Annotated in this window: 17 protein-coding genes; 14 read left to right on the top strand and 3 right to left on the bottom strand. The window is 34.5% G+C overall.

Features of this window, described 5'->3' with window-relative positions; translation table 11 throughout:
- Positions 1 to 7 precede the first annotated feature (7 nt).
- From GWR14_RS06375 to GWR14_RS06340, 8 genes are all read left to right on the top strand, one after another.
- Positions 8 to 790 carry an ATP-grasp domain-containing protein gene (locus tag GWR14_RS06375; RefSeq protein WP_163408202.1) on the top strand — a complete coding sequence of 261 codons (783 nt, stop codon included), beginning with the start codon at positions 8 to 10 and terminating at the stop codon, positions 788 to 790.
- Positions 791 to 909: 119 nt separating this feature from the next.
- Positions 910 to 1,476 (top strand): metallophosphoesterase family protein, encoded by a 567-nt coding sequence (locus tag GWR14_RS06370; RefSeq protein ID WP_163408201.1) that lies wholly within the window; start codon positions 910 to 912, stop codon positions 1,474 to 1,476.
- A gap of 22 nt (positions 1,477 to 1,498) precedes the next feature.
- The gene (locus GWR14_RS06365; RefSeq protein WP_163408200.1) at positions 1,499 to 2,044 is read left to right on the top strand and encodes a 3'-5' exonuclease; all 546 of its coding nucleotides are present in this window, start codon (positions 1,499 to 1,501) and stop codon (positions 2,042 to 2,044) included.
- 241 nt (positions 2,045 to 2,285) lie between these two features.
- Complete coding sequence (locus GWR14_RS06360) at positions 2,286 to 2,912, top strand: hypothetical protein (protein ID WP_163408199.1); 627 nt, start codon at positions 2,286 to 2,288, stop codon at positions 2,910 to 2,912.
- A 36-nt stretch (positions 2,913 to 2,948) separates the two neighbouring features.
- Positions 2,949 to 4,079 (top strand): AAA family ATPase, encoded by a 1,131-nt coding sequence (locus GWR14_RS06355; protein WP_163408198.1) that lies wholly within the window; start codon positions 2,949 to 2,951, stop codon positions 4,077 to 4,079.
- Between the two features lies 1 nt (position 4,080).
- Positions 4,081 to 4,779, top strand: coding sequence for a hypothetical protein (locus tag GWR14_RS06350; RefSeq protein ID WP_163408197.1), 699 nt, complete (start codon positions 4,081 to 4,083; stop codon positions 4,777 to 4,779).
- Between the two features lie 7 nt (positions 4,780 to 4,786).
- Positions 4,787 to 7,345, top strand: coding sequence for a ribosomal protein L7/L12 (locus GWR14_RS06345; protein WP_163408196.1), 2,559 nt, complete (start codon positions 4,787 to 4,789; stop codon positions 7,343 to 7,345).
- Entirely contained in the window at positions 7,317 to 9,116 is a 1,800-nt protein-coding gene (locus GWR14_RS06340) for a hypothetical protein (protein WP_163408195.1), read from the top strand. The genes GWR14_RS06345 and GWR14_RS06340 overlap by 29 nt, the downstream gene beginning before the upstream one ends.
- Positions 9,117 to 9,186: 70 nt before the next feature.
- Here GWR14_RS06340 and GWR14_RS06335 read toward each other — a convergent pair whose 3' ends face one another.
- Together GWR14_RS06335 and GWR14_RS06330 are read right to left on the bottom strand one after the other, a co-directional pair.
- Positions 9,187 to 10,968 carry an AMP-dependent synthetase/ligase gene (locus tag GWR14_RS06335; RefSeq protein ID WP_163408194.1) on the bottom strand — a complete coding sequence of 594 codons (1,782 nt, stop codon included), beginning with the start codon at positions 10,966 to 10,968 and terminating at the stop codon, positions 9,187 to 9,189.
- Positions 10,969 to 11,106: 138 nt separating this feature from the next.
- Entirely contained in the window at positions 11,107 to 11,556 is a 450-nt protein-coding gene (locus GWR14_RS06330) for a hypothetical protein (RefSeq protein ID WP_163408193.1), read from the bottom strand.
- A gap of 248 nt (positions 11,557 to 11,804) precedes the next feature.
- Between GWR14_RS06330 and GWR14_RS06325 the strand changes: the two genes are divergently transcribed.
- Positions 11,805 to 12,509, top strand: a complete 705-nt coding sequence (locus GWR14_RS06325; RefSeq protein ID WP_163408192.1) for a toxin-antitoxin system YwqK family antitoxin — start codon at positions 11,805 to 11,807, stop codon at positions 12,507 to 12,509.
- 98 nt (positions 12,510 to 12,607) lie between these two features.
- Positions 12,608 to 13,165 (top strand): DUF4956 domain-containing protein, encoded by a 558-nt coding sequence (locus tag GWR14_RS06320; RefSeq protein ID WP_163408191.1) that lies wholly within the window; start codon positions 12,608 to 12,610, stop codon positions 13,163 to 13,165.
- Here GWR14_RS06320 and GWR14_RS06315 read toward each other — a convergent pair whose 3' ends face one another.
- Positions 13,166 to 15,040, bottom strand: coding sequence for a PEP/pyruvate-binding domain-containing protein (locus tag GWR14_RS06315; RefSeq protein WP_163408190.1), 1,875 nt, complete (start codon positions 15,038 to 15,040; stop codon positions 13,166 to 13,168). It abuts the gene before it with no gap.
- Between the two features lie 142 nt (positions 15,041 to 15,182).
- On the opposite strand from GWR14_RS06315, the gene mnmA reads away from it, so the two are divergent.
- From mnmA to GWR14_RS06295, 4 genes are read left to right on the top strand one after another with little or no spacing between them, the layout of a single operon-like run.
- The gene (mnmA, locus tag GWR14_RS06310) at positions 15,183 to 16,370 is read left to right on the top strand and encodes a tRNA 2-thiouridine(34) synthase MnmA (protein WP_163408189.1); all 1,188 of its coding nucleotides are present in this window, start codon (positions 15,183 to 15,185) and stop codon (positions 16,368 to 16,370) included.
- Between the two features lie 46 nt (positions 16,371 to 16,416).
- The gene (locus GWR14_RS06305; RefSeq protein WP_163408188.1) at positions 16,417 to 18,018 is read left to right on the top strand and encodes a S8 family serine peptidase; all 1,602 of its coding nucleotides are present in this window, start codon (positions 16,417 to 16,419) and stop codon (positions 18,016 to 18,018) included.
- 9 nt (positions 18,019 to 18,027) lie between these two features.
- Positions 18,028 to 18,972 carry an NAD(P)H-dependent flavin oxidoreductase gene (locus GWR14_RS06300; RefSeq protein WP_163408187.1) on the top strand — a complete coding sequence of 315 codons (945 nt, stop codon included), beginning with the start codon at positions 18,028 to 18,030 and terminating at the stop codon, positions 18,970 to 18,972.
- 17 nt (positions 18,973 to 18,989) lie between these two features.
- On the top strand, positions 18,990 to 19,400 hold the full coding sequence (locus GWR14_RS06295) for a hypothetical protein (protein WP_163408186.1): 411 nt from the start codon (positions 18,990 to 18,992) through the stop codon (positions 19,398 to 19,400).
- The last annotated feature ends 62 nt before the right edge of the window (positions 19,401 to 19,462 follow it).

Here is a 19,462-nt window from a genome sequence, read left to right as displayed (position 1 = left end):
TTAAAAAATGCAAATCTATAACAGAATAGCCTTAGTTGGCATAGAACAAGAAGAATATGACATTATAAAAGCCCAATATTCAGGCCATATTATCTGGCACCAGTCTATACCAAAAATTGTGGTAAAAGATGAGGTATTGTATATGGAAAAAGCCAATGGAGTAGGAATGTTACCTGTAGATAAAGTAGTCTATTACGGAATTTACGATAATGATTTTGATTTTATTTCAGGTCTTGCGATCTGGAAAGGAGATTGTTATCCAAATCCGGCTGCAATGCTCGAATGCCGATTTAAGATTCCTTGTCTCGTAAAAGCTTTATCTCTTTCGAGATTTAGTGCGCCGAGAGGTTTTGTAAGTGCAGGGGCCTCTGTAAATACTACGAATGATACAGTCGCAAAATGGGGTAACTGGCATTGTGGTGAAAATAAACACCGTTTTACCGGAGAGTGGGAAAGTGAGTTTACCGCTACCATTGAACCGTATTATGAAGGTGAAGCCGTTCGTATTATGATGATAGGAGATACCTATTGGCAGATTAAGTTAGAAGGTGAAGACTGGCTGAAATCGATTCATCCTGATAATGCAGGTTTTATGCCTGTTGATGATGATTTGCTGGCTGACACGCTTCATATCAAAGAAGTTTTGAAAATGGATATGATTGGAAATGATTATATCGTAGCAAAAGACGGTTCTAAATATTTACTTGAAGTAAATCATATTCCGAACATTACTCGATTTGAAGAAGTCAGACAAGTCTATTTATCGACTGTAATTGAATGGATCAATTAATTTTTTTTCACACTGCGCAAAATAATTGCGCAGTGTAATTTGAATATTTGACCATCAAATTAAAAAGAATGAAAAGAGAAATCATTTGTAGATGGTTTCTGTTAAAAAATTAAAAAACAATGAATCAAAATATATTTTTTACGTCTGATCATCACTTTGGTCATACGAATATAATCAGGTTTAGTGAGCGTCCGTTTGCTTCGGTCGAAGAAATGGATGCAGAGCTCATTAAACGATGGAATGAAAAGGTAAGTCCACGGGATATTGTCTATCACTTAGGTGATATTTCTTTGGCAAGATCAGAACGAACAAAAGAAATTTTAGACCAGTTAAACGGTTCTATCTTTCTTGTAAAAGGCAATCACGATAAATCGGCACTGAGTTATGCGAAACGATTTGAATGGATCAAAGATTATTACGAATTAAGTGTCGCCGATGAAGATGCACCAAATGGCAGACAAAAGATAATCCTGTTTCACTACGCAATGAAAGTATGGAGAAGTTCTTTTAGAGGCACATGGCACTTATACGGTCACTCTCACGGACATTTGTTTGATGATGTAACTTCCCGCTCTTTTGACGTAGGAGTAGACTGCCATAATTACGAACCGCTTTCTTATGATGAGGTAAAAGCCCGCATTTTAGCGAAAGATTGGAAAGCTCCTTTTGGAGACAGAGAATTGTAAATTTTAAAAAAAATTAGAAAAAATGAAAACTACAGATAAAATTATTATTATCGATTTAGAAGCCACATGTTGGCAAGGAGCAGTCCCGCAGGGTCAGCAAAATGAAATTATAGAAATTGGTTTGGCCGTTTTGGATACAGAAACCGGTGCGATTTCTAAAAATAAAGGAATATTGATAAAACCACAACGTTCAGCCGTTAGTTTGTTTTGTACAGAACTGACGACAATTACCCAGGATTTGCTGGATCAGAATGGAGTTAGTTTTGAAGATGCCGTCAATCAGCTTATTGATGAATATAATCCGGATTTGTATACCTGGGCAAGTTACGGTCAGTACGATTTGGATATGCTGAAAAAACAGTGTAAATCGTTTGGTATTTCATATCCAATGGGAGACGAACATATCAACGTAAAAGAACATTTTGCCGAAAAGTTTGGTCTGGTAAAGCCAACAGGAATGAACGGAGCACTGCATTTGCTGAATATTCCGCTGGAAGGAACACATCACAGAGGTATAGACGATGCCAAAAACATCGCTAAGATTTTAAACTGGTGCCTGAAAAATTAGAATTTAATTTGTTAATCGCAGTTATCAAAAAGGATAGTTGATAGCTGCAGAAGGAAACTGCAGTTTTACAGCTGCGGTTTCTCTTTTCCAATTAGATAAATCAGATTTTTAAACATTTGTTACCAATTACTATTTCAATAAAGGTGTGGATTTAATAATATATTTGTGAATATGCATTTTATGAAACAATTCTTAAATGCCCCTGGAAAATTAATTCTATTCAAAAACAAGATTACGCAATATGAGTAAAACGAAAACACCTTTTTTAGATACGATCTATCATCTTAGGACTATTGAGCAGGTTATTTTATATGACAAAATAATTGTTATTTCTAAAGAAGAAGAAAATGAAGCGGTTTTGTTTCTTGAAACAGAATATGAAAAAGAAATTTTGGAATATCCGGGAACTACACCAGGCTTTAATACACAAGCAGCATTATGGGCCGCCAAAACGGTTTATCTGGCAGCACAATTGTTACTCCATAGGGAACATAAAATAAGCGAGCTTGATGCTATTTTGCCAGATTACGAAAAAGAATTTGATGCTTCGGCGGTACTTTCAGCTGATCTCTGTCTTCGATTTTTACCGCAGATTCTCGATGAAATAAGAAGAATAGATCCGGAGGATTTGATTATTCCAATTTTAGAAAAACATCTGTCACGTTTTCATTATTCGGCCATTGGATCAGATTTGAATCTGGAAAATATCAGATTTGATATTCTTCAGGCAAACGACTGTCTACTTCAGCTTTATATAGACCGAATTGTACATAGAAGAGCAATACGATGGACACAGTCCGATTTTATAAAAAAACAATTAGAAATAGGATTTGGAGATTATCAAAAACTATTCTGGGCAGAACTTTAAAAACAAATAAACGAATTATATAAATAGAATAAAGTAATGAACGCTACTATTAAATTAAATGCCGTTTTAAAACATATCAAAGAAACCTTTGTTGGAAAAAATGAAATTATTGACCTGCTTGGAATTGGTTTGCTGGCAAGAGAAAATGCCTTTTTGTTAGGGCCTCCGGGAACGGCGAAAAGTGCCATTGTACGAGCATTGTCTAAAGGAATTGAAGGTGATAAAAACTTTGAATACCTATTGACCCGATTTACAGAGCCTAACGAGATTTTTGGTCCGTTTGATATTCGAAAACTGAAAGAAGGAGAACTGATCACGAATACTGACGGAATGATGCCAGAAGCTTCGATGGTCTTTCTGGATGAGATATTCAATGCCAACTCGGCTATTTTGAATAGTTTGCTGATGGCGCTTAATGAAAAAATCTTCCGTCGTGGTAAAGAAACCAAAAAGCTGCCGGCTTTGATGTTCGTAGGAGCAAGTAACTTTATGCCCGAAGATGAATCGCTGAATGCCTTACTTGACCGTTTTTTGATTCGTATAAAATGCGATTACGTAGAACCCGATTTGCTTTACCAGGTATTGCTTGCGGGATGGAAATTAGAAAGTAATGCAGACGTAAAAACACCAGTAATTTCAGCAGATGAAGTTCGGGAATTGCAGAAACTATGCCGTCAGGTCGATTTGAGTGCTACACGAAACGAATATGTTGATATTATTCACAGCCTTCGAAATACCGGAATTAAAGTATCTGACCGACGTGCAGTAAAACTTCAGAACCTAATCGCTGCCAGTGCTTTAATGTGCGGGAGAAATGAAGCTATTCTTTCTGATTTCTGGGTTTTAAAATACATCTGGGATAATGAAGAACAAATTGAGATACTGGAAGGAATTATCAATAAAATTATCGAAAAAGACAATTCAACAGAAGCACATCCACAGGCTTTGTACAATAAAACTCCAGATGCCGAAAGTGTGATGAAAGAAGTGAATTATCTAACCGAAAAATGGCAGGATGAAAACCTTTCTTTTGAAGAACAAAATGTAATCAAAGACAAATTAAGATTCATTCAGACACGCTGTGACTGGATTAAAGATTCAGAACAGAAAAAATATATTCAGGAACATATAGAATCTTTGTGGCAGAAAATTCTACAAACTATTTAAAATGTATTTTTTAGAAATAAATAAAGAAAACAAAGCTTTTTTAGCAACCATACGACATTGGGAAAATCTCAAAACTGCTTTTGAAGCCAATACAATCTGGGTAAAAGACTTCTCAGCCGAACAAATAAATTCGGCTGAGATTTTACAGATTCCGTATGCGAAAATATACGAGCTGAAAGAAAATCTGTTATTCGAAAAAGGAAAACAGCTGCCGGCCAAGAAACTGCCTTCTGGTTTGTTATGGACGCCTATTTTGCGCTCTTTGCCTGTTTCATTGCCAAGTTTCAATCATAATTTTTTTGGTGTCGGGAAGAAACTTTCGATCACACTAAAACCGTCAGAAGACACCAAAGAAGCGTATGCATTGCTAACCGATCTGAATGAGTTGAAATCGTATATAGAAACTGCTCCAAAATTTCGTCTTCGACCTCTAAAATGGATAGTTATTGATAACAAAGCTTTGATTTTTGGAACACCCTTACTGCCTTTAAAAGGAAATACGTATTGGTTTAAAAACGATTTTTTAATGCCTTCGGGATATGATTTCGAATGGTACGCACTAAACAAAATACTTCAGGAGAAATTAAATCCGTCTGAAGAAAACATAATACTATGGAATGAGGATAACAGTTATTCTCAAATTCCTAAAAACAATATAAAAGAGCTTTCGATAAGCTCATTTCGATTAACTTTTTCATAAAATAAAAATGGAATTTCAAAGATATTTTCAATCATTTGCCGACTATTTTTGGGAATGGGACAATCAAATATTTTCTTCGGATAGTGTATTTGAAACGATCACGATTCCGAATGGACAAACTATTGCTTATGAAAAATTTGTTTTTGAAATTTTAGAACATCTTTCTCAAAATAGCTTTCCACCATTCGGGACCTTATTATTAGCCATAACAGCGACGAATCATGACAGTGATCTGGCGATTGCGATGATTGATACATGGGCAAAAAGCAGGGAAATAAGTAAAACTTTTCCAGTTGAACATTCCTTTAGATTAGGTGCTGCAATTGGTTTTATGAAACAACTTTCGGCTTTGCCTGATGAATATAAAACTGGAGAAAAAAGATTAAAATTGTTTCAGACCATTTTTGAGGGATGCCATAACAGGATTTCTTCTGAAAAAGCAGCAAAAATTCTGGACGAATATAAAAATCACAGACATCATTTGGTAAGAGCATCAGTAAAAGAAGCATTTAATGAAGCTAATTTCATAAAAGATTTCAGAACGCTCGCAATGCTGAAAGTAAGGTTTCCGAAAGTACAGTCAATTTTGAATGCTATGGAAGGTATTCCGCATGAGGATTTGAAAGACAAACTGGAAGAGGAAATTTTAGAAGAAAAGAAGCCATCAGATTCTGCCGATTTTGTTGAAGAACTTATCCAGGATGAGCGTACGTTTCAGGTAGGAAGTCTTATCAAACGACTTTGGTCGGGGCTGAATATTCCGCTTCATCACAGCCATCCGGGTCAACAGCCTCTTGGTGGTATTTCTGATTTGACAAACAAAGGTGATTTTGATAAACTGGTTATTTCTGAATTTGCTTACGACGACGATGTTTTTATGTCCCGAATTGCGAATAACGAAGCATTGTATATTCAGAGAGAAGTTCCGCCGGAAGAGGATAAGTTTGAAAGAATCTTACTGCTGGACATCTCATTGAAAAACTGGGGGAATCCTAAAATTTTGTCATTCGCCTCAGCAATTGCCATTGCAAGACATCCTAAAGCAGATATTAAATGCAGGGTGTTTGTTGTGGGACATGAAGTAAAAGAAGTTTCACTTGATACTATTCATCAGGTGATCGATTCGCTGGGAGAACTTAATAGCAAATTGGACTGTTCTGCAGGACTTGAATCCTTTTTTCAGCAAAATAAAATTAATGGTGAAACACAGGAAGTTTTTCTTTTTTCATCAGAAGACAGTCTGAAACAAGTACGGATGCAAAATGTGATAAGCACTTATTTTTCTGAGATAAAGTATGTTTTTGAAATGGAAATGGAAAGCATTAAAGTTTACAAAAATCAAAACAAAGGCAGAAAGATGCTTCAGCATATCATAATGCCTCTGGATGAGTTGTGGTATAAAGAAAAAAAGGATTTGCTCCCAAAAAGACGAGATGTAACAATAGATAAAATTCCGTTGCTATATCCGGTTGAAAGAAATTACTATACTATATTTCATGAAGGAAAGAATTTTTACACTTATGTAAAAGGAAATTTGTTTTTGTTTAGTAATAATACTTTTGATAAAGGGTTTGAAAAAAGAGCTTCAGATATTCCTTTTGGAAATGGAGAGTTTGCTATCAAAACAAACAATAGAGGACAGAAAATTTTACTGTATTATTTCTGTGATTTACTAGTACATAATGTTAGTATATTAAATCTGGAGACTCGTGAGTTGAAAAGTGAAACTCTTGGTTTAAGTGAATTAAATGGAGGAAAAATTACTGCTTTTGAGTTTGATAAAGATTTTTACTTTACTAACGGGAAAGCATATTGGCATCTTAGCGATGATTTAAAAATAGGGTGGAAAACTGGGAATGCGATAAAAGAAGCTTTTGATATATATTCCAGCTTACGAAATTCGTTTATAGAAAGTTTTAAAAAAAGCAAGTTTAAGTACAGCACTATAAAAAAAGTGCATGGATTTTCTATTACCGATAATCGTATAGAAGTGAACGGATTTGAATTTGTGCATTTAGAATTTCAAAAGAAACATTACAGTCGTTTCAGTAGTTCTGAAGATTCATCCATACGTTTTACGGAAAAAGTAAATCTGGTTCTAAAAACAAAAGGGGCATCTTTAGTGAATGTTATAAAAATAATTAGGGATTACACTAATAAATCGCTGGCTGAATGCAACCAAATTGTGAGCGAGGATTTAGGCGTAATTTTAAATAATGTGACTAGAGAATATGCCGAGAACCTTAAGAAAATGATAGAAGGAAACGGGACAATTTGTTATATAGAAACTTTGTTTTTTGAATCTAATGATGGTAGTACAGTAACCAATAAAGATGGAATTCTTGTGTTTGAAAGCAGCAATGAGGAAATACCTCAGTTTTATATACCTTTTATAATTAACAACAGAACAGTTATGGCGACAGAAAAAGAGTACTCGGGTAACGATTATTTTATTTCTGATCCTGCTATGGAAAGTATAAGGGAAAAAGAATTTGTAGAAAAATATATTGAGGCATTTATAAAAAATATAAAACAGCATGGAACTGAAATTAACCATAACAACTAAAAATTCTTTTCCGAAAGGAGGAATTCTCATCAGGAGTACTACTCCTGATGATTGGCTGCATGAAATTCAGACAATGGGTTTATCACTTGATGCGGTTAAGGTTTTTCCTGTTCCCGGCAGAAATGCAAATGAAGTTTTTGGCTGTCTGGTTGTTTTAATCCAGAACAAAACCAAAATTACAGATTGTGGGAAAAATAATTTTTGCCAATTGATAGGTAATAAATTGTTCATTCCTGAAAACACTGAAATTACACCTCAGCTTACAAAAGAAGAGTGGCAGAATCTGTTTTCAGAATATTATCATTTTATGCATCCTGAGATTGGTTTGACAGAATTAAAAGATGAGATTTCATGGATAGATTTGATAACGATTCCAGTGACAAGAAATGCTGAAATACTGGAGCCTTCAAAAACGATTCATATTCCGGGTTTCATTTCGTCGTTTCGTTACGAGATAGATACAGAACAGATTTTAGAAGAAATTGATAATCCATTTTCAGAAGAAGGAACAAGCGAAGAAATGCCTTTTGAGCTTGAGAAAATAATGAACGGGAATCAGCAGGAAATGGACAAATTCCTGGCTTTTTTTGATAAAAATCCTGAAGCAGCTTTAAAAATGGCTATTCCGCTGGACACGCTTGGGACAGCACGAGGAGGAAATGACGGACAGTTCTCATTTTCGGGCAGCAATTCCAGCAGTACTTCATTTAGAGGAGGAGGAAATGTAACGAATCGTTCTGTTGAATCTGGTGGAGGTTTAGCTGTTTTTAAAGTGGTTTTTGTTCTTTTTATTTTGATTAGTGTACGCGCTTGTAATTTTACAAATATAAATCTCGGATCTGATTCGGCTCTGGCATTATTTGTTATTGTATTCGTAATAGGTTTAATTATAGCGTTCGCCTTAAGTTCAAGTTCTTCTTCCGAGAGTTATTCGAGTCCGAGTTATTCATCAAGTTCTTCCGGGGCAGGATCTAGTAGATCTGGAGGTTCATTTTTGGTAGATTCTGAACGTTTCGCCGGTTTGCAAAACCGATATGAAAAACTGGCTGAGAATTTTATAGAAAAGAAAGAATATTCGAGAGCAGCACATATCTATTTGAAACTTCTAAAGAATCATCAAAAAGCAGCAGATGTTCTTGAAAAAGGCGAAATGTACGGTGAAGCGGCAGCTATTCATTTAAAATTCCTGCATAATAAACATAAAGCAGCCGAGTGTTATGAAAAAGGACATATTTACAAACAGGCTATAGAATTGTATACCGAATTGAATCAGCATGAAAAAGTTGGAGATTTGTATACTGTTCTAAAAAATAGAACTGATGCAGATAAACATTATACTATTGTAATCGACAATTATAAAGCAAACTCACAATATGTAAAAGCATCATTGATTCTTAAAGATAAAATGGACAATCGGGAAGAAGCGCAAAATTTGCTTTTAACAGGTTGGAAAAATCAAAAAGATGCATTGAATTGTTTGAATAACTATTTTGCTAATATACAATCGACAGAAAAATTATCTACTGCCATTACCTCTATTTATGAAAATGAAGTTTCTTCCGATAATTCGGAGTTATTTTTGCAGGCGATAAAACACGAATTTAAAAAGCATCAAAGCATGGAAGAGATTACCAGAAATATAGCATATGAAATCGTATCAGAAAAGATTGCTAAAAGACCAGATATAGCTTCTGAGCTGCTTTTCTTTAATCAAATGAACAAATCACTGCTTAAGGATGTGATGAAGTATAAACTAAAAGCAAAAAGATAAACTTTTATTAATTAAAAAGGCTGACTCATTTTTGAGACAGCCTTTCATTTTTTGGTTAAATTATTTTGATTTATTGAATATTCCCATAGATTTTTGCGTAAAGATCTTTGTAGATTTCTTTAATAATTTTTCGTTTTAATTTTAAGGTTGGGGTCAATTGACCGCCGTCGATGGACCAAATATCAGGAGTAAGTTCAAAACGTTTGATTTGTTCCCAGTGTCCGAATTTTTTGTTGATGCTTTCTATTTCTTCATCTATGCGTTTAATAACATCAGGGTTTGAAGCAATTTCGGCAGTAGAATTACCTAAAGTGATTTTATGGATTTTCGCCCATTCTTTTACAAACTCAAAATTAGGCTGAATAAAAGCTGCCGGCATTTTTTCGCCTTCACCAATTACCATAATCTGTTCAATAAAACGGCTTTGTTTCATAGCATTCTCAATTAGCTGAGGTGCAATGTATTTTCCGCCTGATGTCTTGAACATTTCTTTTTTACGGTCGGTAATTTTAAGGAAGCCTTCGCTGTCAATTTCTCCAATATCTCCCGTGTGGAAATAACCATCTTGTAAGGCTTCGGCCGTTTTTTCCGGATCTTTATAATAGCCTAACATTACGTTCGGACCTTTTAATAAAATTTCACCGTCTTCGGCAATTTTAACTTCAACGTTACGAATTGGTTTTCCAACAGTCCCAATCTTGAACCCTTTGTTTCTTTGGTCGTTTACGGCGATTACAGGAGAGGTTTCTGTTAAGCCATAACCTTCCATAACCGGAATTTCGGCAGCAGCAAAAACTCTGGATAAACGAGGCTGTAAAGCAGCGCTTCCGGAAACCATTAAATCTAGTCTTCCGCCCAGACCTTCTTTCCATTTACTGAAAATAAGCTTGCGGGCAATTTTTAACTGAAACTCATACCAGGAACCATTAGCTCCGTAAGGTTCGTATTTTAAACCTAAATCAATAGCCCAGAAAAACAGTTTTTTCTTGATACCGGTCAATTCAGTTCCTTTCGCATAAATTTTATCGTAAACTTTCTCTAAAAGTCTTGGGACTGCTGTAATTACAGTTGGACGTACTTCTTTTAAGTTATCACTGATTTTATCGATAGATTCTCCAAAATAAACCGACACTCCATAATATTGATAGATGTATAAAATCATTCTTTCAAAAATATGACAGATAGGCAGGAAGCTCAGGGCAGTGCTTTTTCCTGCATCAAAAGGAATTCTTGGTGCACTGTCCAAAACATTTGAAACAATGTTCTGGTGCGAAAGCATAACTCCTTTTGGCCTTCCGGTAGTTCCGGAAGTATAAATGATTGTAGCTAAATCTTCAGTGCTTATACTTTCTTTTCTGGCTTCAACTTCTGCCTGATTGCTTTCATCAGTACCCAAAGTCAGTAATTCCGACCAGTGTTTGCAGCCAGCAATTTCGTTAAACGAATAAACTTCTTTTAAAGTCGGAACATTTGCTTTTATGGCATTTACTTTCTGCAATACTTCTTCATCAGAAACAAAACAATAGATACTGCCGCTATGGTTTAAAATATATTCATAATCTTCTTCCGCAATGGTTGGGTAAATAGGAACATTTTGAGCTCCTGTCTGCAGGATACCAATGTCCATGATATTCCACTCCGTACGGTTGTTAGAGGTGATTAAGGCAATTTTATCGTCTTTTTGCACGCCCATACGCAATAATGCCCTCGAAACAGCATTTGCTTTAGCAATATATTCACTGCTGGACGTTTTTTCCCAAACTCCGTTTTTTTTGGTAGCCAATGCAACCGGAAGACTATAAGTTTCTTGTTGATAATAGGGGAAATCAAAAAGGCGGGTGATTGTAACCATTTTATAAGATTTGTTGAATTTTATTGCAAATTAAATAAAAATTAGATAAAATTTTCATTTTGGTAAAATAAAATCCGAAATTTAAGAATGTGTTTTGAAAAGCAACGAAAACGTTCTATTTTCTCATAAAAACATCTTTTAGTTAGATGCCGGAGTTTTTACTTCATTTGGATCTCCATAATCTTTTACACGATCTCCCAAAAGGTACATTTTTTTCTTGGTTGGAAGAATCAGAAATTGTGTGTAAAGCCATTCACCGCTTCCTTTTAATTTGTACCAGAATGTATAAGATGAACTGTTGTATCCTTCTTTGTAGATCGGAATACCTTCATCGCTGCATTCGATTCCCCATACCATTTCTTTTTTTGACAGATTTTCTAACTGAAAAACACCTGTTCCATCAGCATTTATCTGAATTATGGGTTGTTTTTTCCCTTCAATTAAATAAGTTCCGGCAACAGGCTGACCTATGTCGGTTGTCATAAAATGTGGGTGGTATTTGTAGGTAATAGATTCAATTTTAGCCTGCGCATGTAATTGTGCTGCACCTATAAAAAGGGTTAGAAAAAGTAGTTTTAAGGATTTCATTAAGGGTATGGATTTAATACTTGGGTTTATAATAATTTTTGGTATTTCTTTTTTGCGAATATAGTTTAAATTAGAACAGTTATTCTATAAATTATAAAAGCTTTTTAAAATTTTATTGCAAAAAAAAATGTGCTTTATTTTGAGTTATTTATGATTTTTTATGGGCGAAATAAATGTGTTTCTCTTTAAATGATTATACATTTGCAATACTAAAAAACAATGTTTGCTGTTATATAGAAAAAGAAAATATGAAAAATTTTTGGTTTTTGTTTTTAATGGGAGCTGTTACGTTTGCTCAGGATTTTAACAAGCTGGATTCAAATGGCAAAAAAGACGGTGTATGGAAAGGTATTTATGAAGTTTCTAAAAGACCACGTTATGAGGGCACTTTCAGCCACGGAAAAGAAGTTGGTATTTTTAAGTTTTTTGATGATACTAAAAAAGGAGATGTTATAGCAACACGGGATTTTAGTGCTAATGACGGAAGTGCCTATACTATTTTTTATGATCAGAAGAAAAATATAGTAAGCGAAGGAAAAGTGATAGGAAAAAATTATGAAGGCGAATGGAAATATTATCACAAAGCGTCTAAGGTTTTAATGACGGTTGAAAATTATAAAAATGGAAAGCTGGACGGCAAAAGAACCGTTTATTACCCAAATGCAAAAGTTGCTGAAGAAGTAACATACAAAAGTGGCCTGAAAGAAGGTGTTTATAAAAAATTTGGGCAAAACGGAATCATTCAGGAAGAAACAGCTTATGTGAAAGACCAGTTTAATGGAGAAGCTATTTTTTATGATTTAGATGGCGCAGTGGCTTCAAAAGGTAAATTCCTGAACGGCAAAAAAGTAGGGATGTGGCAGTTTTATCTAAAAGGTAAATTAACGAAAGAAGTAAATATGAGCGATCCGAAAAGCAATTATCAGGCCGACTCAAAACCAAAAATGGAATAGTTTTATTAGTTGTTTCGAAAAAAACAGTAACGAGTATACAGATCTTCCTGAAAGAAAGATAAATTGTTTAAATTTGATTTGCTAAAAATTTGATTTAAATGGATTTAAACGAACTTTCAGGAAGATTTTTTTTATTGTTTTTTTCAATTCTGGTCTTGTATTTTTTCTCTAACAGAAAAGATAATGAAACCATAAATCCATTGATGGTTATTGTCGGGCTTTGTACTTTCTCGCTTTGTTATTTGTTTACCAAAATTGAAATTGGAGTAGGGATAGGTTTTGGGTTATTTGCGATTTTTTCCATTTTAAGATTCAGGACACAATCGTTTACCGTAAACGCTATTATTTTTCTTTTTGCAACCATTACGCTTTCTATTCTGGATATTATGTATCCGTATGAAAAGATTGAAATTTTACTGTTTTTTCAGCTAATTATTATTGGCTTTTATATTATGGCTTCGGTAATTGTAAATAAAAAAGCATTAAAATACCTTAATTCTGTTGAGGTAAAAATTGTTTTAGAAAAGGGCTTTGTCTTAGATAATCAAAACATTCGGAAATCTGTTCAGGAAAAAATTAATATTGAAGATTTTGATTTTAAAATTGTGAATATAAATGGAGTTTTAAACGAAATTGACCTGTTGGTTTTCTATTGATTATTCATTAAATGGGCGTACCTGTTTAATGTATAAATCTCTTTTTTCGCCCACAATTTTAAATTCAATATCAACAGGGTGATACCGGTTCTTTTTCCAGTAACGATACATTTTTTCTTCAATTGTTGTACTGACCAGAAAAAGCCAGCTCATTTCTTTTCGGGTCAATAAAGGCTGATTGTTGTTTAAGTTTGAATTCGAAGTATAATCGGTTTCAAAATCTTCTTCTTTTTCAGAATTAAAATAGTAGCCGACAAATTGTTCACAGATTTCTCCTTTTTCTGGTTTAACAACCGAGTTTTCGCCCTTTTGGACATTAACCGTAATTCCGGGAAAATCTTTTCGAAAGATATTTTTTGTGATTACAACGCCATTGGCAAGTTCGTCAGGAAAAGACCGATGCACCAGGACGCCCATTGCAATGTTTTGCTGATCAATACCAAAAAGTTCTCTTTCGTTATAAGAGCCTTCGTTCCAGGTACTCGCCCAAACCTGTTTAATGGCCTTTTCAAAAGTTTTGATACTGTCTCTTAAAATTCCGGTTTTAGAATCGTATAAACCAGCACCATTAAAATCATCTAAATCTTCGGCATTAGTTGAAGATCGGAACCTAAAATTCTTAAAAGCCCTGTTTTTAAAAGTTTTATTTAGATTAGTAATTAATTCCGGATCAATCGGTTCTTTTTTAATAGCATCCCGAATTTTCTTTAACTGTTGGTTTATCCATTGTGCTGAATCTTTATGTGGTGAAGATAAAAGTTCTTTTATCAAAGGAGAAATAGCTTTTTTCTGAGTGTGTTTCAAATAAAAGTGAAACGGAATGGCATAGGCGTCTTCGGGTGTTTTAAAAGAGATTTCTTTTGAAATAGCAATCAGGTAAGCCATGTTTTGTGCTTTCGAACCAATATAATTCACCCCTTTTTTAGGGATTTTGGATAAATCTACTAATTGAGTAACACTACTGTCGATGACTAATTTTTTCTTTTTTGAATTAGTTTTTAGCATTATTTTTTTGTTGCTTTCTTTGATGAAAAAGGTATCGGTTTCAATTTTTAATTCGACTTTTTTCGAAAGTAATTTTTTGATATTATTGTCTTTATCAACAGTTGTATATGCCATAATGGGAATTTTTCTGTTTTTCCCTAAAAGTACCAAATGGCTCAACGGAGTCTGAAGTTCGTTTACAATGATGCCTCTTACGTTTGGGAGAACATCAGGTGTTCCGTCTAAAATAATAATTTCATCAGATTTTGGTTTTACACTTTCTAAATCCTTTATTTTATACTGTTTCAGTATACCAATGTTGCTTCCTGAAACCACTTCCTGATACGTAACTTCGTTAAAAATATAATCTGATTTTACACAGGGGATTTTAAATTTTCCTTGTTGGAACCATTCTATTTTTTCAGGGTTGTTCAGGTAAAATTTTAAGTTTTTTCCAATAAAAGTCGATTGTACAATTAGATTAAAAAAGCGTTCAGTGAGTGCAATTGGCATGTGGTCAGATGTGGCAAGTTCAAAAATCCATTTATCAGTATTTTTTATGTGATTAAGATTTCCGAGTAAAAACTCTCTGTTTTTTTCGGTATTGCTGTAATTGTTGTTGTTGAAAATCTCCAAACCTTTGTCATAACCTAAATAATTAGTAACGAATTCGAAATGCAGTGGAATAAAACTGCTGTCGAAGTAATACATTTTTTGTTTTTTCAAATCGTAAATAACCTTTACCGATTCTATATTCGAAAATTTATCAGATAAAGGTTTTCCCCGAAATACCTTAAAAGCTTCGTAATTTGGTAAGGAAGATGAATGACGCTGAGCACTCAGAGATAACATTATGAAAAAGAAAAACAGACTGTAAAGATGTTTTTTCATGATTTTTTTATTGAGAATTAAAAGTAATCAAATAAAACATAAGTTTTATCTGTTCCCCGATTGGATAAACTGATTAAAACTGCCCGAATTATCTATAATTTGATTTATCTTTGCACCCTTGTAAAAACATAAACAATTTAGAATGAAACGTGTAGTTGTCGGACTTTCCGGAGGAGTAGATTCCAGTGTTGCGGCTTATTTGCTGCAGCAGCAGGGATATGAAGTTATTGGTCTTTTTATGAAAAACTGGCACGATGACTCCGTTACTATTTCCAATGAATGTCCGTGGTTAGAAGACAGTAATGATGCCTTATTGGTAGCAGAAAAACTCGGAATACCGTTTCAGACTGTTGATTTAAGCGAAGAATATAAAGAAAAAATCGTTGATTACATGTTCAACGAATACGAAAAAGGAAGAACTCCAAATCCTGATGTGCTTTGTAACCGCGAAATCAAATTTGATGTTTTCATGAAAATTGCCCTAAGTCTGGGGGCTGATTATGTGGCGACAGGACATTATTGTCAAAAAAGTGAAATTGAAGTTGATGGCAAATCAGTTTATCAGTTGATTGCAGGAGCAGATAATAACAAAGACCAATCGTATTTTTTATGTCAGTTATCTCAGGAACAATTATCTAAAGCATTATTTCCAATCGGAGCTTTGACTAAACCTGAAGTTCGCGAAATCGCTGCTGAAATGGAATTGGTAACGGCAGAAAAGAAAGATTCACAAGGACTTTGTTTTATTGGAAAAGTACGTTTGCCGGAATTTTTACAGCAAAAATTACAGCCAAAGGAAGGCGAAATTGTTCAGATAGACAAAAATGATCCGATTTATGGTGTTGAAAAACCAGTTGGATTATCTTTAGAAGAAGAATTGAAAATTGACTCCAAAAAATTAAATTATCGTCCTGAGACGGGAAAAATTATGGGGAAACATCAGGGAGCTCATTATTTTACTGTTGGACAAAGAAAAGGATTAAATGTTGGAGGAACTACTGATCCGTTATTTGTTATTGCAACTGATGTTGAAACCAATACGATTTATACAGGTCTTACAAGCAATCATCCTGGATTGTTTAAAAAAGCATTGTTTATAGAAAAATCCGAGGTTCACTGGATTCGTACGGATTTGGCTTTGAAGGCTGGAGAGAGTATGGAAGTAATGGCAAGAATTCGTTATCGTCAGCCTTTACAAAAAGCAACTTTATACCAATTTGAAAAAGGAATGTACGTTCGTTTCGATGAACCGCAATCAGCCATTACTGAAGGACAGTTTGTAGCATGGCATTTAGGAAATGAATTAGTTGGTTCGGGAGTAATTTCATAGCTTTATACTTTTTTAAAAAGGTTCTCACCTTAAAAAGTAAATTTTTATGAAGAAACATTACGCTTTTTTATTTTTATTGATTTCAACTGTGATGTTTTCACAGGAAGATGCCTGGGTGTATTTTAATGCTAAACCCAATGCTCAGACTTATCTGGATTCTCCTTTATTAATGCTTTCACAGCGTGCCCTTGATCGTAGGACGAACCAAAATATTGCTTTGAATATTACTGATGTGCCTTTGGAAACAACTTATGTTAATCAGGTAACAGGAAGTACCGGTATTACAGTTCTGGCACAGTCCAAATGGCTGAATGCGCTTCATGTTAGAGGTACTCAGGTTAATGTGAATGCTTTAAAATCATTTACTTTTGTGGATAAAGTTGTTTTTGCGGATAAGGCATTAAATACAACTTCTAAAAAGGTAATTGAAAATCGAATTGCAGCAACGAACGATAAACTCAAAACAACGATTAATTATAATTACGGAACATCTGCAAACCAGATACAAATGCTCAACGGACAAGTTCTGCACCAGCAAAATTATACAGGTTCCGGAAAAATAATTGCTGTTTTGGATAGTGGTTTTCCAGGTGTAAATACAGCTCAGCCTTTTCAAAAGTTAAGAGATAACAATCAAATTCTGGGGGGGTACAATTACGTTTCCAGAAATGCGAATTTTTATACCGGTGACAGTCATGGAACTTCAGTGCTTTCAACTATGGGAGGATATAAAGAAAACCAGTTGATAGGTACTGCACCCGATGCATCATATTATTTGTTTATTACAGAAAATGGAGCTTCAGAAAACCCAGTTGAGGAATCACTTTGGGTAGAAGCAGCAGAAGAAGCAGATCGTTTAGGTGTCGATATCATTACAACTTCTTTAGGATATTTTGGTTATGATAATGCCAACTATAGTCATGTTTACAGTGATATGAACGGAACAACTAATTTTATATCCAGAGGTGCAGAAATTGCATTCAGTAAAGGAATAATAGTTGTTGCTTCTGCAGGCAATGAAGGAGAGCAGACAGAAAAACATATTGGTTCACCGGCAGATGCTGTTTCGGTTATTACAGTTGGTGCTGTGACGGCTTCTAAAGTAAAATCCAGTTTTAGTTCAATAGGGCCAAGTTACGATGGAAGAATAAAACCTGATGTTATGGCACAAGGGACTGCAGCTGTAGTTTCTGACGTTTCGGGGAATATAGGTACAGCAAACGGAACTTCTTTTTCATGTCCGATTATGGCAGGAACAATTGCCTGTTTGTGGCAGGCTTATCCGTCAAAAACAAATCAGGAAATCAGGGATATGGTCATTCAGTCTTCAGATAAGTATTTAACTCCGAACAATAATTACGGTTACGGAATCCCAAATTTTGGTACTACTCTGGAAGTTGAGAATTTTGTAAATAGTGATTTTAAGGTGTATCCAAATCCTGCAAGAACTCATATTGTATTTTCGTTTTCAAACACAGTTAATAATGCTATGGTTTCGATTTACTCAGTTTTGGGACAAAAAGTGTTATACAAAAAAATTACGGAAGGAAATTCAGTTGTTTCAGTTGAATCCTTAAAAAGTGGACTTTATTTTTACACTTTAGATGCCGATGGTTTGCATAAAACAGGGAAAATCATAAAACAATAATATTTTTGAATGAATAAAATCACTCAGCTTTTCAATATAAAATATCCAATAATTCAGGGAGGAATGGTTTGGAACAGTGGCTATAAGTTAGCTTCTGCAGTTAGTAACGCTGGTGGTTTAGGACTCATCGGAGCAGGGTCAATGTACCCTGAAGTTTTAAGAGAGCACATTCAGAAATGCAAAAAAGCGACCGATAAACCGTTTGGTGTCAATATTCCGATGTTATATCCAAACATTGAAGATATCATGAATATTGTGGTTGACGAAGGAGTGAAAATTGTTTTTACCTCGGCAGGAAATCCTAAAACATGGACCTCTTTTTTAAAATCAAAAGGAATTACGGTTGTGCATGTTGTGAGTAGCAGTATATTTGCCCTTAAAGCTCAGGAAGCGGGAGTAGATGCTATTGTTGCCGAAGGTTTTGAAGCCGGTGGGCATAACGGTCGTGATGAAACGACAACTCTCACGCTGATTCCGATTGTAAAAGAAAAAATAAACATTCCACTTATCGCTGCCGGAGGGATTGCTACAGGAAGAGGAATGCTTGCTGCAATGGTTCTGGGTGCTGACGGTGTTCAGATAGGAAGCCGTTTTGCAGCATCTGTCGAATCTTCAGCCCATAATAATTTCAAAGAAAAAATAGTTAGTATAAAAGAAGGGGGGACTCAATTGACCCTGAAAGAGCTGGCGCCGGTTCGTTTGATTAAAAATAAATTTTATCAGGATGTTCAGGATTTATATGCAAAATGCCCATCAAGAGAAGATTTGGAGCAGCTTTTAGGGAGAGCAAGAGCAAAAAAAGGAATGTTTGAAGGTGATCTTGAGGAAGGAGAGCTTGAAATAGGACAAATTGCAGGATTAATTCATGAAATTTTACCTGTAAAACAAATTATACAACAAATAATGTCCGATTTTGAAGTTGCCTGTCAGGAAAAAAGTAAATTTGAATTTTAATTGCCCCAAACTACATTATGAATACTTTACGTAACTATATTTTGTTTCTTTTTTTAGCATTTGGCGTACAGCAGTCTTACGGCCAGTCATACCGTTTCAAAACTTCAGGTTTTAGTGTTTTACAGAAAAATCAAAAAGGAAAATGGGGAGAGTGGTCCAATTTGGATTTAGTAAATCTTTCTGTGGTTTTAGATACCGATAAACACAGAATTGTAGTGTATTCTCAGGAAATTCAGCTTTTTAATATCCTGGATTATATTGAAAGAGAAGAAAATGATACAGATATAGTGTATTCTTTCATATGCAAAGACAATGAAGGAAGAGATTGCAAACTTTCAATTATAACCCGAAAAAAACAGGATTATCGTAAGCAGCTTTATATAAATTATGATGATCATATTATTGTTTATAATATTTTTACGGTCTGATTTAAAAAAAAGGAAACCCTGCTAATTGTAAAAAGTTGCAGGGTTTTCCTTTTTTATTTTGG

Source organism: Flavobacterium ajazii (assembly GCF_010614725.1).
Taxonomy (GTDB): domain Bacteria; phylum Bacteroidota; class Bacteroidia; order Flavobacteriales; family Flavobacteriaceae; genus Flavobacterium; species Flavobacterium ajazii.
This window is presented reverse-complemented; position numbering and strand designations above follow the sequence as displayed.